Source organism: Pseudomonas sp. AK106 (assembly GCF_053903055.1).
In genome coordinates, this window is record NZ_CP096426.1 from 1762298 (window position 1) to 1775506 (window position 13209).

The window sequence follows — 13209 nt, forward strand, 5'->3', positions numbered from 1 at the left end:
GGAGGCAGTGCAATGAATAGCCATACGCTGTGGTTGATCTGCCGGCGCCTCGGTGCCGGGGTCGTGACCCTGTTGATCGTGTCCATGGTCGTGTTTGCGATCACGGCCGTGCTGCCGGGCGACGCGGCGCAGCAATCCCTCGGCCAGTTCGCCACCCCTGAACAGGTGGCGGCGCTTCGCCTGAAACTGGGGCTCGATCAACCCGGCGTGTTGCGCTATCTGCACTGGTTGACGAGCCTGCTGACCGGCGACATGGGCCAGTCGGTGTCCAACGCCATGCCGGTGGGTGAATTGATGGCGGGGCGGGTGCCCAACACGCTGATGCTGGCGGCCGCCACGGCGCTGGTGTCGGTGCCGCTGGCGCTGATCCTCGGCATCGGTTCGGCGATGGGGCGGGGCGGGCGCATCGACAGCTGCCTGAGCTTCATCACCCTGGCCATGGTCGCGGTGCCTGAGTTTCTGGTGGCGACCCTGGCGGTGCTGATTTTCGCGGTCAACCTCGGTTGGCTGTCGGCGCTGTCCTACGCCACCGACATCACTTCACCGCTGCAATTTCTGCGCACCTACGCGTTACCGGTGATGACCCTGTGCTGCGTGATCGTCGCGCAGATGGCGCGCATGACCCGCGCCGCCGTCATCGACCAACTCGACAGCCCGTACGTGGAAATGGCCCGCCTCAAAGGCGTCAGTCCGATCCGCATCGTGCTGCGCCACGCCTTGCCCAACGCGATCGGGCCGATTGCCAATGCCATCGCCCTGAGCCTGTCGTACCTGCTCGGCGGGGTGGTGATCGTCGAAACCATCTTCAACTACCCCGGCATTGCCAGCCTGATGGTGGATGCCGTGACCAACCGCGACATGGCCTTGGTGCAAGCCTGCACCATGCTGTTCTGCGCGGCCTATCTGGCGTTGGTGTTGCTCGCCGACCTCTGCGCCATCCTCTCCAACCCGAGGCTGAGAAACCAATGAACCCGCTCATTGCGAAATCCAGGCCTGCGTCTTCGGCCCTGGCACTGGCCAAGGTCTCCGGCAACCCGTCCTGGCTCGGACTGGTCGGCGCTGCCGTCTGTGTGATCTGGCTGCTGGTGGCGCTGTTCGGCCCATGGCTGGCGCCGCACCCGGTCGGCGAAGTGATCTCCGACAACATCTTCGAAGGCTTCAGCCTGGCGCATCCCTTTGGCACCGATTACCTGGGCCGCGACATGCTCAGCCGGGTGCTGGTGGGCGCGCGCTTCACCGTCGGCCTGTCGCTGGTGGCGGCGCTGTTGGCCAGCTTCTTCGGCACCGGCTGCGCGCTGCTGTCGGTGGTTTCGCCCAAGTGGCTGGACGAAATCATCAGCCGGATCATGGACGCGTTCATTTCGATCCCGAGCAAGATGCTCGCGCTGATCATGGTCTCGGCGTTTGGCTCGTCGGTCACGCTGTTGATCTGCACGGCGGTGATCAGTTACATCCCCGGCTCGTTCCGTGTGGCCCGCAGCATGGCGGTCAATATCGAGGCGCTGGAATACGTGCAAGTGGCGCGCACCCGGGGCGAAGGCAAGCTGTACGTGGCATGCCGGGAAATCCTGCCGAACATGCTCAACCCGGTGCTGACCGACCTCGGCCTGCGTTTCGGCTACATCGTGCTGTTGCTCAGCGGCATGAGTTTTCTGGGCCTCGGCGTGCAGCCGCCGGACGCCGACCTTGGCTCGCTGGTGCGGGAAAACATCGGCGGCCTCAATCAGGGCGCGATGGCGATCATCATTCCGGCGCTGGCCATCGGCACGCTGACCATCGGCGTCAATTTGCTGATCGACTACCTGTCATCGCGACGCGGTCGACGCGCAGGAGGCCATTGATATGACCCAGTTGATTCGCGTCGAAGACTTGCGCGTGGTGGCCGGTGATCCGGGCAGCGAGGTGGAGATCGTCAAGGGCGTGAGTTTTGCCCTGGAGAAGGGCGAAGTACTGGCCCTGATCGGCGAGTCCGGCTCCGGCAAGACCACGATCGCCCTGGCCTTGCTCGGGTATGCGCGACGGGGCTGCCGCTTGTCCGGCGGCGTGGTGCAGGTCGGCGAACACGACATGCTCGCCCTTGACGAAACACAGCTTCAGGGTTTGCGCGGCAATCGCGTTTCGTACGTTGCCCAGAGCGCGGCGGCCGCCTTTAATCCGGCGAAAAAACTTCTCGACCAAGTGGTCGAAGGGCCGTTGATCCATGGCCTCGGCACCCGCGCCGAACTGGAAGCCAAGGCCATCGGCCTGTTCCGCGACCTGGCCCTGCCGAACCCGGAACGCATCGGGCGTCGCTACCCGCACCAGGTCTCTGGCGGGCAACTGCAACGAGTGATGGCCGCCATGGCACTGATCAGCGACCCGCTGCTGGTGGTGCTCGACGAACCGACCACCGCCCTGGACGTCACCACCCAGATCGACGTGCTTCGGGCGTTCAAGCGTGTGGTGCGTGAGCGCGGCGCCACGGCGGTCTACGTGTCCCACGACCTCGCCGTGGTCGCGCAAATGGCCGACCAGATTGTCGTGCTCAACGGCGGGCAAATTCTCGAAAGAAGCGCCACCGCGCCGCTGCTCAAGGCACCGGCCCACGAATACACCCGCAGCCTGCTCGCCGCCGCGCGTCCTGACACGCGGATTCGCCCGCCCTGTGGCGTTGCTGAAGAGGCGCCGCTGCTGACCATCAGCGGCCTGACCGCCGGCTACGGCAACAAAAACCTGCACGGCATGCCGGCGATCCGCGTGCTGGAAGACATCGACCTCACCGTGCGGCGGGGCCAGGCGATTGGCGTGATCGGTGAGTCCGGCTCGGGAAAATCCACCCTGGCGCGGGTGGTGGCGGGGCTGCTGACCCCGGCCCTCGGCGGCCTGACCTTCAACGGCCAGCCCTTGGGCGGGAGCCTGTCCGAGCGCACGCCGGAGCAGTTTCGCCGGATTCAGATGGTCTTCCAGAACGCCGACACCGCGCTCAATCCGATGCACAGCGTGGCGACCATCCTCAGCCGTCCGCTGAAGATGTACTTCGGCCTCAAGGGCGCAGCGTTGCAGGCGCGCATCGGTGAGCTGCTCGACCTGGTGCGCCTGCCGCGAGACATGGCTGATCGCCGACCCAATGAACTGTCGGGCGGCCAGAAACAGCGAGTCAATCTGGCCCGTGCACTGGCAGCCAAGCCGGACCTGATTCTCTGCGATGAAGTGACCTCGGCCCTCGACACCGTGGTCGGCGCGGCGATCCTCGAACTGCTGCGCGACCTGCGCCAGCAACTGGGCGTGTCCTACCTGTTCATCAGCCACGACATCTCCACCGTGCGCGCGCTGTGCGACGACATCGTGGTGATGTACAGCGGCCACAAAGTCCACGCCGGCCGCCGCGAATCCTTTGCTGAAGCGCCGTACCATCCCTACACCGACCTGTTGATCCATTCGGTGCCGGAACTGCGTCAGGGCTGGCTGGAAACCTGCGGCGCCAGCCATGGCGAGCTGCCGCCGATAGGTGAGCGGGCCAACCTGCCGGAGCTGTGCACCTTTCTCAATCGCTGCCCGATGCGCGTCGACGGCCTGTGCAACCGCACCGCGCCGAACCGCCGCACCCTGGACAACGGCAGCGAAATTCTCTGCCACCGCGACGGCGCCGACCTGCTGGCGACCCAGCGCGGCGTTACCCCCACAAGCTTTGGAGCGTATGCATGAAAGGGCGTTTTTTGAGGCTGGCCGAACAAGGCCGGCCGACGGTCAACCTGACCGTGGATGGCGCGCCGGTCGAAGCGTTGCAGGGCGACACGCTGATGGTGGCGTTGCTGACCCAGGGCACCGCGCTGCGCCAGTCGGAATTCGACAGCGGCCGCCGCGCCGGTTTCTGTCTGATGGGCGCGTGCCAGGACTGCTGGGTCTGGACCCGCAGCGGTGAACGCCTGCGCGCCTGCTCCAACGAAGTCCGCGACGGCCTGGACATCGTCACCACACAACCGGAGGCGACATGGCCACTGCACAGCTGAGCACCCATCGCGTCGTCATCGTCGGTGCGGGCCCGGCCGGCGTGCGCTGCGCCGAAACCTTGCTGGCGGCCGGCATCAAACCGATTCTGGTGGACGAAAACCGCCGCGACGGCGGGCAGATCTACCGCCGCCAGCCGGACGGTTTCACCCGCGATTACAGCACTTTGTATGGCAGCGAAGCCGACAAGGCCAAGGACCTGCACCAGACCTTCGACCGTCTGCGCGGCGCCATCGATTACCGGCCCGACACCCTGGTCTGGAACCTCACGCCGGGGCAGTTGTGCTGCGCCAATCAGGGCCGCCACAGCACGCTGGACTACGACGCGCTGATCCTCTGCACCGGCGCAACCGACCGCCTGATGCCCATCGAAGGCTGGCAACTGGCAGGCACCTACAGCCTGGGCGGGGCGCAGATCGCGTTAAAGAATCAGGCCGTGTCCATCGGCCATCGCGTGGTGTTCATGGGCAGCGGGCCCTTGCTGTACCTGGTCGCCAGCCAGTACGTCAAAGCCGGCGCCGAAGTGGCCGCGGTCCTCGATACCTCACCCTTCAGCCTGCGCCTCAAGGCCATGCCCAAACTCGTGGCGCGGCCGGGGTTGCTGTGGACTGGCATGAAATTTCTGGCGCAGCTGTACCGGGCGAAAGTGCCCGTGCATTTCGGCGTCAAGCCGTTAGAGGTACTGGGCGATGGCGCCAATGGCGTGGCAGGCGTGCGCTTCACCACCGGTAGTGGCAAGGCCGTGACCGTGCAGGCCGACGCCGTCGCGCTGGGTTATCACTTGCGCCCGGAAACCCAGCTCGGTGATCTGGCCGGTTGCGCCATGGCCTTCGATGACGCCTCCAGCCAATGGTGGCTGGCGACGGACGAGGCCGGTCGTACCTCGGTGAACGGCGTCTATGCCGCCGGTGACGGTGCGAAGATTCGTGGCGCCGATGCCGCCGAGCACGCCGGGCGCCGAGTGGCCTTGGCACTGCTCGAAGACCTCAAGCAGCCGTTCAATGCCGGGCTGCGCGATGAACAGCAACAGGCGCTCACGGTGATGGACCAGTTTCGTCTGGGCCTGGCCGAAGCATTTCCGTGGCCCGCCGAGCAGGCCAAGGCCTTGCCCGACAGCGCCATCGTCTGTCGCTGCGAGATGATCACCGCCGGCGAATTGCGCCGCACGGTCAACGAGAAGGGCGCCTGTGAAGTCAACCGCGCCAAGGCTTTCAGCCGGGTCGGCATGGGCCGCTGCCAGGGGCGTTATTGCTCGCAAGCGGGTGCCGAAGTGATCGCCGCAGAAGCCGGCGTGCAGGTGCAGGAAGTCGGTCGCCAGCGCGGGCAGGCGCCGGTCAAACCGTTGTCGATGCTCATTGAGGAGGTGTCGCCATGAGTGTGCAAAAAGCAGATGTGGTGATTGTCGGTGGCGGCGTGATGGGCTCAGCGACGGCGTTCTTTCTGCGTCAGCGCGGGCAGTCGGTGATCCTGCTGGAGCGCGACCAGATCGGCCAGTACGCCAGCGGCGTCAACTTCGGCAACGTGCGCCGGCAAGGGCGTTTTCTCGGCCAACTGGCCCTGGCCAACCGCTCGTACGCGCTGTGGAAACGCCTGCCGGAACTGATCGACGACGACCTCGAATTCATCCCCAGCGGGCACATGCGCGTGTGTTACCGCGAAGACGAAATCGCCGAGCTGGAGGCCTACGCCGCCGCGCCGGAAGCCGAGCAACTGGACCTGAAAATCTATCGTGGCGCCGAGCTGCACGAGCGCTTTGGTTTTCTCGGCGCTGACGTCAAAGGCGGCTCTTACGCTCCCCACGACGGCCACGCCAACCCACGTCTCGCTGCGCCAGCCTTTGCCCGCGCGGCCCGACGTCTGGGCGCGCAAATCGAAGAGCGTACGGAAGTGGCCGAGGTCGAGAAGGTCGGCGGTGACTTTCACGTCACCACCACCGACGGCCGCCAGTTTCATGCCGCGCAGCTGTTGATCACGGCTGGCGCCTGGGGCCAGAAACTCTCGGCGCAGTTTGGCGAACCGGCGCCGCTGGACACCCATGGCCCGCAGATGGCGGTCACCGAGCCGGTGCCCTACGCCTTGCCGACGGTGATCGGCGTGTACACCAAAATTCCCGAAGAGGTGATCTACTTCCGCCAGATCCCTCGGGGCAATATCGTCATCGGCGGCGGCTTTCGCAGCAAACCGGACATGCTCAACCGTCGCGCCGCTGTCGAGCCGCGCAGCATCCTCAATCAGGCCGAACAGATGCGCCGCCTGCTGCCGGGCGTTGGCAATCTAAACATCATCCGCGTGTGGAGCGGCATCGAAGGCTACCTGCCGGATTCGCTGCCGATCATGGGCCCCAGCGGCACCGTCGACGGCCTGTTCTACGCCTTCGGTTTCTGCGGCCACGGCTTCCAGCTGGGCCCCGGCGTCGGTGACGTGATGGCCGAACTGCTCGACACCGGTCGCACCACGACCCCGATCGAGGCATTCTCCATCAGACGTTTTGCCTTTCCTGCTGCGCAACGGAGCCACGCCTCATGAAACCCCGCGTTCTCGAGATTCTGAAACGGCTGATGGCCTTCGAAACGGTGTCGTCTGAGTCCAACATGGCCCTGATCGACTACGTCCGCGACCTGCTGCTGAGCAAGGGCATCGAGTCGCTGATCGTCAAGGACGAGAGTGGCAAGAAGGCCAACCTGTTTGCCAGCACCGGGCCGAAAGACCAGCCCGGCGTGTTGCTGTCCGGGCACACCGACGTGGTGCCGGCGGCGGGGCAGGCGTGGACCTTTCCGGCCTTCGCCGCCACTGTGCAGGACGGGCGCATCTATGGCCGTGGCAGCTGCGACATGAAGGGCTTCATCGCGCTGGCCATCGACGCCATGCTCGACGCAGCAGAGTACTCAGCCAACCGCCCACTCAACCGCCCGCTGCAACTGGCCCTGTCCCACGATGAGGAGATCGGTTGTGTCGGCGTGCGGCGCTTGCTCGACGTGCTGCACCTGGCGCCCGTGCGGCCGTTTCTCTGCGTGATCGGCGAGCCGACCAACATGCAATTCGTACTGGGCCACAAGGGCAAGGGCTCCTACCGGACCTATTGCCGGGGCCAGGAGGCGCATTCGTCCCTGGCGCCGCGCTCGGTCAACGCCATTCACGTGGCCTGCGACTTCATTGCCTCCCTGCGTGAAAGCCAGCAACACCTGCAACAACACGGCGCCCAGGACACCGACTACGACGTGCCCTACAGCACCGTGCATGTCGGGCAGATCAGCGGCGGCAAGGCGCTGAACATCGTGCCAAACCTGTGCACCCTGGATTTCGAGGTGCGCAACCTGCCCGCCGACAACCTCGAGCAGTTCATCGAGCAGATGCGCGAGCGCGCCGAAGTGATCGTGCGTGAGGCGCAGAAGTTTTCCAGCGTCGCGGCCATCGAGATCGAAACCATCAACGTCTACCCCGGCCTAGACACCCACCCGACCGTCGAAGCGGTGAGCTTCCTCAAGCAATTCGCTGCGGCGGACACCGGCATGACCAAGGTCTCCTTCGGCACCGAAGGCGGTCTGTTCAAGCAGCGCCTCGACGTGCCGGTGGTGGTGTGCGGCCCGGGTTCCATCGAGCAGGCGCACAAGCCGGACGAGTTTATCGAGGTCAGCCAGATGGACGCCGGCGAGCGCTTTCTGCAAGGGCTGCTGAGCTCGCTGAAGGCGTAGCAGAGCCTGCCGTCCTGACGTGAATTTCAGCACGGCACGCTGGTTTGAAGGCGCTTTCGGCATCCTCGTTCGAGGCAGATCCCTAGACTGGAATCTGTCTCGGATCAGGACTCGACCATGCTCAAGAATCGCTTGCAAGACCCCGGCCTGCTGGCTGAACGCGCCTACGTGAACGGTGAGTGGATCGCCGCCGACAGCGGCGCCACCCTCGACGTCCGCGACCCCGCCACCGGCGATCTTCTGGCCCAGGTGCCGGCCATGGACGCCGTCGACACGCGCCGCGCCATCGACGCCGCCGAACGTGCCTGGCCCGCATGGCGCGCGCGTCCGGCGGCAGAGCGTGCGGCGCTGCTGGAGCGATGGTTCCAGGCAATGATTGACCACCTCGACGACCTCGCGCTGATCATGACCTGCGAGCAGGGCAAGCCGCTGAACGAGGCCAAGGGCGAAATCCGCTACGGCGCCGGCTTCGTCAAATGGTTCGCCGAAGAAGCGCGCCGGGTCTACGGCGAAACCATGCCGGCCCCCAGTGGCGACCGCCGGCTGCTGACCCTCAAGCAACCCGTGGGCGTCTGCGCCGCGATCACCCCGTGGAATTTCCCCAACGCGATGATCACCCGCAAATGCGCGCCGGCCCTGGCCGCCGGCTGCCCGATCATCGTCAAACCGTCGGACCTCACGCCGCTGTCGGCCCTCGCCCTGGCGGTGCTGGCCGAGCGCGTCGGCATTCCGGCCGGCGTGTTCAACGTCCTCACCGGAATGCCCGCCGGCATCGGTGAAGAACTCACCGGCAACCCGGCGGTGCGCAAGATTTCCTTCACCGGCTCCACCGCCGTCGGCCGCCTGCTGATGCGCCAGAGCGCCGAGCACATCAAGCGCCTGAGCCTGGAGCTGGGCGGCAATGCGCCGTTTGTGGTGTTCGACGACGCCGACCTGGAACAGGCCGTGGCCGGTGTGATGATCAGCAAGTTTCGCAACGCCGGGCAAACCTGTGTGTGCGCCAACCGCATCCTGGTGCAGGCGGGCATCTACGACCGTTTCGCCGCGCGGTTGGTGGAAGAGGTGGGCAAACTTAAGGTCGGCAACGGCCTGGAAGAGGGGGTGACCATCGGCCCGCTGATCAACCCGGCGGCGGTCGCCAAGGTGGCCCGGCACATCGACGATGCCTTGAGTCAGGGCGCCAGACTGCTCTGCGGCGGGATTCCCACGGGCGACAGCCAGTTCGTGCAACCCACGGTTCTGGCTGACGCCCACGCCGACATGCTGCTGGCCAATGAGGAAACCTTCGGCCCGGTGGCGCCGTTGATGCGCTTTACTGATGAAGCCGAAGCGCTGGCCCTGGCCAATGCCACCCCGTTCGGTTTGGGCGCCTACTATTTCACCCAGGACCTGAAACGCTCGTGGCGCTTCGGCGAGGCGCTGGAATTCGGCATGGTCGGGCTCAACACCGGGATCATCTCGATGGAAGTCGCGCCCTTCGGCGGCATCAAACAATCGGGCCTCGGCCGCGAGGGCAGCAAGTACGGCCTGGACGAGTACCTTGAAGTCAAAGCCTTCCACATCGGCGGCTTGAACTGATTCATCCCGAGGGGCGCACCATGAGCAAGGCATTCAGAATCGCCGCGATGGCGGGCGACGGCATCGGCAAGGAAGTCCTGCCGGAGGGGCTGCGGGTCCTGGAACAGGCGGCCAGGAAATGGGAACTGAACCTGAGCATCGACGTGCTCGACTGGGCCCACTGCGACTACTACCTCGCCCACGGGAAGATGATGCCCGACGACTGGTTCGAACAGCTTAAGGGCTATGACGCGATCTACTTCGGCGCCGTGGGCTGGCCCGACAAGGTGCCGGACCACATTTCCCTGTGGGGCTCGCTGCTCAAGTTTCGCCGTGACTTCGACCAATACGTGAACATCCGCCCGGTGCGCCTGTTCCCCGGCGTGCCCTGTCCGCTGGCCGGGCGCCAACCGGGGGACATCGACTTCGTGGTGATCCGGGAAAACACCGAGGGCGAATATTCCTCGGTGGGCGGTAAGATGTTCGAAGGCACCGAACACGAGTTCGTGCTGCAGGAATCGGTATTCACCCGCCGTTGCGTCGACCGCATCCTCAAATTCGCCTTCGAACTCGCCCAGACCCGCCCGCGTAAAAAGCTGACGGCCGCGACCAAATCCAATGGCATCTCCATCAGCATGCCGTACTGGGACGAACGCACGGCACTCATGGCGGCAAATTATCCCGAAGTGACGTGGGACAAGCAGCACATCGACATTTTGTGTGCACGCTTCGTGCTGCAGCCGGACCGATTTGACGTGGTGGTGGCGTCGAACCTGTTCGGCGACATCCTCTCCGACCTCGGCCCGGCGTGCGCCGGCACCATCGGCATAGCCCCCTCGGCCAACCTCGACCCGGAACGCCGCTTCCCCTCGTTGTTCGAACCGGTGCACGGCTCGGCGCCGGATATCTATGGGCAGAACATCGCCAACCCCATCGCGATGATCTGGTCCGGCGCATTGATGCTGGACTTCCTCGGCAACGGCGACGACCGCTACCGCGCGGCCCACGACGGGATCTTGCAGGCGATTGAAGACGTGATTGCAGAGGGGCCAATCACCCCGGATTTGGGCGGGAAGGGGTCGACGCAAGACGTAGGGGCGGCGATTGCCGGGAGATTGGTTTAGGGCCGGGGTTTCTGCAGGACTGGCTGTTGACGTTTGTGGGACCAACTTTAGCCGGGAAGGCGACGGATGCCACACCGCGAAATTAATATCGATTGCGCGGGCCTCTTCCCGGCTAAAGCCGGTCCTACTAAAAGCATGCGCGGTGTCAGTGGGACCGGCGGCGATCCTCGTAAGACCGGCTTTAGCCGGGAAGCCCTTGATCTGCTTTTGATCTTCATACGCAAATAGCCCAGACGGCACCAATCGCGACTTTGGTGCAGGCCGAACGTATACGACGCGCAGTGGGCCGAGCCGCATGGATGCGGCGAGAGCGCCGTCAGGACATGGATGTCCGTTCGGCGCGGGCCCACGGAGCGTCGTCGAAGTGAGGGAACCCGACGAAGTCGGGCCAAACCGAGAGCAGGCACCCTTGGTTACTTGGGGTGCTTTTCCAAGTAACTCGCCGAAGGCGAAACAGTCTGCCCCTAGGCAGACGCCTTAGATCTTGACCTGGCGTGGGCTTAAGGGGGACTGATTTATTTACAACGCTGCACCGTAAATTAATCCCGCATTGAGTGCCTAACTGGCAGGTTCATTTCTGTAAAGCGCAATGCAGTAAATCAATTGCGCCTTTTTTCGCTCATCTAACGCTTTGAGCACCATCACTGCTTGCTCCTGGCTAAGCTCTGTTATGCCCGGGGGTACGTCTGATTTTGTCGTCCAGCCCATCGCGGCAAGCACGTTTGTTTCGAGTGCTTGCGGTACCACCTTCTCGTACTGAAGCGAGTTGTCCGGGTCCGGCTCAGGGTAAAAGCCCTGTATCAGCATGAATGCCATATGAGGTGACTTCACCAATCATTTAAGTTATCCAGAGGGTGGTTGGCCCCGTGCTGTGCTCACGCTACGACGCCTATCAGGAGCTTCAGATCGGTCGGAAGTTGGCGTCCCGTGATTGAAGACAGCATTGTGACCTGCTCGTTTGTCAGCGGCCAGTCACCTTCCGCCATCGCGTTTAGGCTTGCATGGCCGAGCCGCGCTACGATTTCGTCATTCAACGACGGATCTATCTTCATTTCAAATTTCAGCGAGTCGTCTTCGGTGCTGTCGAGCAAAAATCCAAATATATAGAGGAACATAGAACTCTCACTTTTCAATTTTACGGCCGGGCTTGGCCGGCTTGGTTCGCTCGCCGGTCTGAGGATCAAACTCCCCCAGGTGCTTGCCTTGTTTGTCATACATTTCGACAGTCCCGTGCTGACTATCCCACTCAAATATTCGGCCTTTGGGATCTTTCCAGCGTCGTCGCTTCGCTCCACCACCCTGGACCATTGTTTTACTGTCTGCTTTTTTGGCGTCTGGAAAGCCTGGGAGGTCCAGCGGAGGCGGATGATACCCATGATCCCCATTAAACGGCCGCGCATAGACCACATACATCGACCTCAGCCCCGAGTCAGCGGGGAAGACGAGGATGCAGTCTTCAGCAGTGATGTCGTCGCCTGGGAGTCCTTCGAGCTGGCTGTCGGTGTCGTCGGGGATCGGGTGGACGAGGATGGTGCCTAAGCGCGCGTCGCTGTTTTCAGGGTAGACCAGCGGTTCCAGCGTCCCGTGTCGGCCCCGGCGGGGCGTCATGAGGATGGTGATGCCGTCGAGATGGGCTTCCATCGCGCTTTTGTCGGCGTTCCAGCGGGCTTGCACGGTGCGGACCGAGTCGTCGCCGGATGCTTTGGAATGGATGCCGTAGATCTGCAACTCGCCTTCTGCATCACGACGCAGCTGGAAGCGCACCCGCGTTGTCGCCTGGGTCAGTTTGCGCAATTCGTCGTCGGTGTACAGCGTGCCGTCACCCATCTTCGCCGGGAGCATGCCGACGATGAACAAACTCGCCGGGCCGCCTGCGCCGCGAAGCAGCCACGTGTGGCTGCGTTGCATGATGCCGCCGCCGGCCATGCGGCCCAGTCCCATGTCTGCGCCGAGTGCGGCGGCAATAGCGTCGGAGGCGGAGGGCAGGAGCATGGCGCCCGCCATCATGATCGCGCCGAAGTTGGAGGCGGGCTCTACCTCAGTGCCTGCGTCAGTGCTGCACCATTCCCCGGTACAGGATTTGGCGAAGACCTTGTCGGTGCGCTCCTTCGGGGCCGGCCAGCGCTCTGGCATCGAAGTGGGCACCCGCACGGGTTCGGGAGGCGGATTCCACGCTGCCCACGACGCGCCCCCGTTGGGAAGACCTTTGAAAATCGAGTCGTCCCCAAAGGGATCTTTTTTGTCGTCCTTGAACATGACCTTGTTGATGCCTGCCAATTTGAGGCGGCGGAGGATGCGGTCGGGTCGACGGGTGGTCAACGGCACGGGGGTTACGGGGTGTTGCGGGGCGGACAGTTTCCGCTGTGAGTGGTGCTAGCTTTCCCAGAGAAGGTGTCGTGTTGAACATCACATAATTGTTGGCGACTGGAATGGCGTCTTCCCGGCTAAAGCCGGTCCCACTAAAAGCATGCGCTGTGTCAGTGGGACCGGCTTTAGCCGGGAAGACGTCAGGTGCCACACTAACGGACCGGGGACAGATTAATTTACGGTGAAGCGTTGTAAATAAATCAGTCCCCTATAAGCGTGAGTGGGACCGGCGGCGATCCCTGTAGGACCGGCTTCAGCCGGGAAGCCCTTGATCTGCTTTTGATCTGCTTTTGATCTTCATACGCAAATAGCCCAGACGACACCAATCGCGACTTTGGTGCAGGCTGAACGCAGGTCTCGCGCAGTGGGCCGAGCGGCATGGATGCCGCGAGAGCGCCGTCAGGACATGGATGTCCGTTCGGCGCGGGCCCACGGAGCGAGACCGGAGTGAAGGAACCCCGAGGGACGAGGGGCCAAACCAG

General features: G+C 63.9%; 12 protein-coding genes. 9 read left to right on the forward strand and 3 right to left on the reverse strand.

Annotated features, from left to right (window positions below; all coding sequences use genetic code 11):
* Positions 1-12 precede the first annotated feature (12 nt).
* The 9 genes from M1E04_RS08065 to M1E04_RS08105 all read left to right on the forward strand — a co-directional run bounded on the left by M1E04_RS08065 (position 13) and on the right by M1E04_RS08105 (position 10360).
* Positions 13-969 (forward strand): ABC transporter permease, encoded by a 957-nt coding sequence (locus M1E04_RS08065; protein WP_410933854.1) that lies wholly within the window; start codon positions 13-15, stop codon positions 967-969.
* Entirely contained in the window at positions 966-1841 is an 876-nt protein-coding gene (locus M1E04_RS08070) for an ABC transporter permease (protein ID WP_065987221.1), read from the forward strand. Before M1E04_RS08065 ends, M1E04_RS08070 begins: the two co-directional genes overlap by 4 nt.
* 1 nt (position 1842) lies before the next feature.
* A complete protein-coding gene (locus M1E04_RS08075) occupies positions 1843-3684 on the forward strand; it encodes an ABC transporter ATP-binding protein (protein ID WP_456292726.1) in 1842 nt (613 codons plus the stop codon).
* Positions 3681-3989 carry a (2Fe-2S)-binding protein gene (locus M1E04_RS08080; RefSeq protein WP_065987223.1) on the forward strand — a complete coding sequence of 103 codons (309 nt, stop codon included), beginning with the start codon at positions 3681-3683 and terminating at the stop codon, positions 3987-3989. The genes M1E04_RS08075 and M1E04_RS08080 overlap by 4 nt, the downstream gene beginning before the upstream one ends.
* Positions 3971-5362, forward strand: a complete 1392-nt coding sequence (locus M1E04_RS08085; protein ID WP_456292727.1) for an FAD-dependent oxidoreductase — start codon at positions 3971-3973, stop codon at positions 5360-5362. The genes M1E04_RS08080 and M1E04_RS08085 overlap by 19 nt, the downstream gene beginning before the upstream one ends.
* Positions 5359-6513, forward strand: coding sequence for an NAD(P)/FAD-dependent oxidoreductase (locus M1E04_RS08090; protein WP_456292728.1), 1155 nt, complete (start codon positions 5359-5361; stop codon positions 6511-6513). Before M1E04_RS08085 ends, M1E04_RS08090 begins: the two co-directional genes overlap by 4 nt.
* Positions 6510-7679 carry an acetylornithine deacetylase gene (gene argE, locus M1E04_RS08095; protein ID WP_456292729.1) on the forward strand — a complete coding sequence of 390 codons (1170 nt, stop codon included), beginning with the start codon at positions 6510-6512 and terminating at the stop codon, positions 7677-7679. The genes M1E04_RS08090 and argE overlap by 4 nt, the downstream gene beginning before the upstream one ends.
* A gap of 117 nt (positions 7680-7796) precedes the next feature.
* Complete coding sequence (locus M1E04_RS08100) at positions 7797-9257, forward strand: NAD-dependent succinate-semialdehyde dehydrogenase (protein WP_456292730.1); 1461 nt, start codon at positions 7797-7799, stop codon at positions 9255-9257.
* A 20-nt stretch (positions 9258-9277) separates the two neighbouring features.
* Positions 9278-10360 carry a tartrate dehydrogenase gene (locus M1E04_RS08105; RefSeq protein WP_456292731.1) on the forward strand — a complete coding sequence of 361 codons (1083 nt, stop codon included), beginning with the start codon at positions 9278-9280 and terminating at the stop codon, positions 10358-10360.
* Between the two features lie 558 nt (positions 10361-10918).
* Here the strand turns inward: M1E04_RS08105 and M1E04_RS08110 are convergent.
* The 3 genes from M1E04_RS08110 to M1E04_RS08120 are packed head-to-tail and all read right to left on the reverse strand — an operon-like array spanning position 10919 to position 12685.
* Positions 10919-11176: a pyocin S6 family toxin immunity protein gene (locus M1E04_RS08110; protein ID WP_192129995.1), complete on the reverse strand. Its 258-nt coding sequence runs from the start codon at positions 11174-11176 to the stop codon at positions 10919-10921.
* A gap of 59 nt (positions 11177-11235) precedes the next feature.
* Positions 11236-11475, reverse strand: coding sequence for a pyocin S6 family toxin immunity protein (locus tag M1E04_RS08115; protein ID WP_065987231.1), 240 nt, complete (start codon positions 11473-11475; stop codon positions 11236-11238).
* Positions 11476-11482: 7 nt separating this feature from the next.
* Positions 11483-12685 (reverse strand): colicin E3/pyocin S6 family cytotoxin, encoded by a 1203-nt coding sequence (locus tag M1E04_RS08120; RefSeq protein ID WP_456292732.1) that lies wholly within the window; start codon positions 12683-12685, stop codon positions 11483-11485.
* Between the last annotated feature and the right edge of the window lie 524 nt (positions 12686-13209).

Excerpts from the sequence above, each read along its gene's own strand:
- M1E04_RS08080 (WP_065987223.1), top strand. The coding sequence starts at position 3,681 with ATGAAAGGGCGTTTTTTGAGGCTGGCCGAACAAGGCCGGCCGACGGTC.
- M1E04_RS08115 (WP_065987231.1), bottom strand. The coding sequence starts at position 11,475 with ATGTTCCTCTATATATTTGGATTTTTGCTCGACAGCACCGAAGACGAC.
- M1E04_RS08100 (WP_456292730.1), top strand. The coding sequence starts at position 7,797 with ATGCTCAAGAATCGCTTGCAAGACCCCGGCCTGCTGGCTGAACGCGCC.
- M1E04_RS08105 (WP_456292731.1), top strand. The coding sequence starts at position 9,278 with ATGAGCAAGGCATTCAGAATCGCCGCGATGGCGGGCGACGGCATCGGC.
- M1E04_RS08090 (WP_456292728.1), top strand. The coding sequence starts at position 5,359 with ATGAGTGTGCAAAAAGCAGATGTGGTGATTGTCGGTGGCGGCGTGATG.
- M1E04_RS08075 (WP_456292726.1), top strand. The coding sequence starts at position 1,843 with ATGACCCAGTTGATTCGCGTCGAAGACTTGCGCGTGGTGGCCGGTGAT.
- argE (WP_456292729.1), top strand. The coding sequence starts at position 6,510 with ATGAAACCCCGCGTTCTCGAGATTCTGAAACGGCTGATGGCCTTCGAA.
- M1E04_RS08070 (WP_065987221.1), top strand. The coding sequence starts at position 966 with ATGAACCCGCTCATTGCGAAATCCAGGCCTGCGTCTTCGGCCCTGGCA.
- M1E04_RS08065 (WP_410933854.1), top strand. The coding sequence starts at position 13 with ATGAATAGCCATACGCTGTGGTTGATCTGCCGGCGCCTCGGTGCCGGG.
- M1E04_RS08085 (WP_456292727.1), top strand. The coding sequence starts at position 3,971 with ATGGCCACTGCACAGCTGAGCACCCATCGCGTCGTCATCGTCGGTGCG.
- M1E04_RS08110 (WP_192129995.1), bottom strand. The coding sequence starts at position 11,176 with ATGGCATTCATGCTGATACAGGGCTTTTACCCTGAGCCGGACCCGGAC.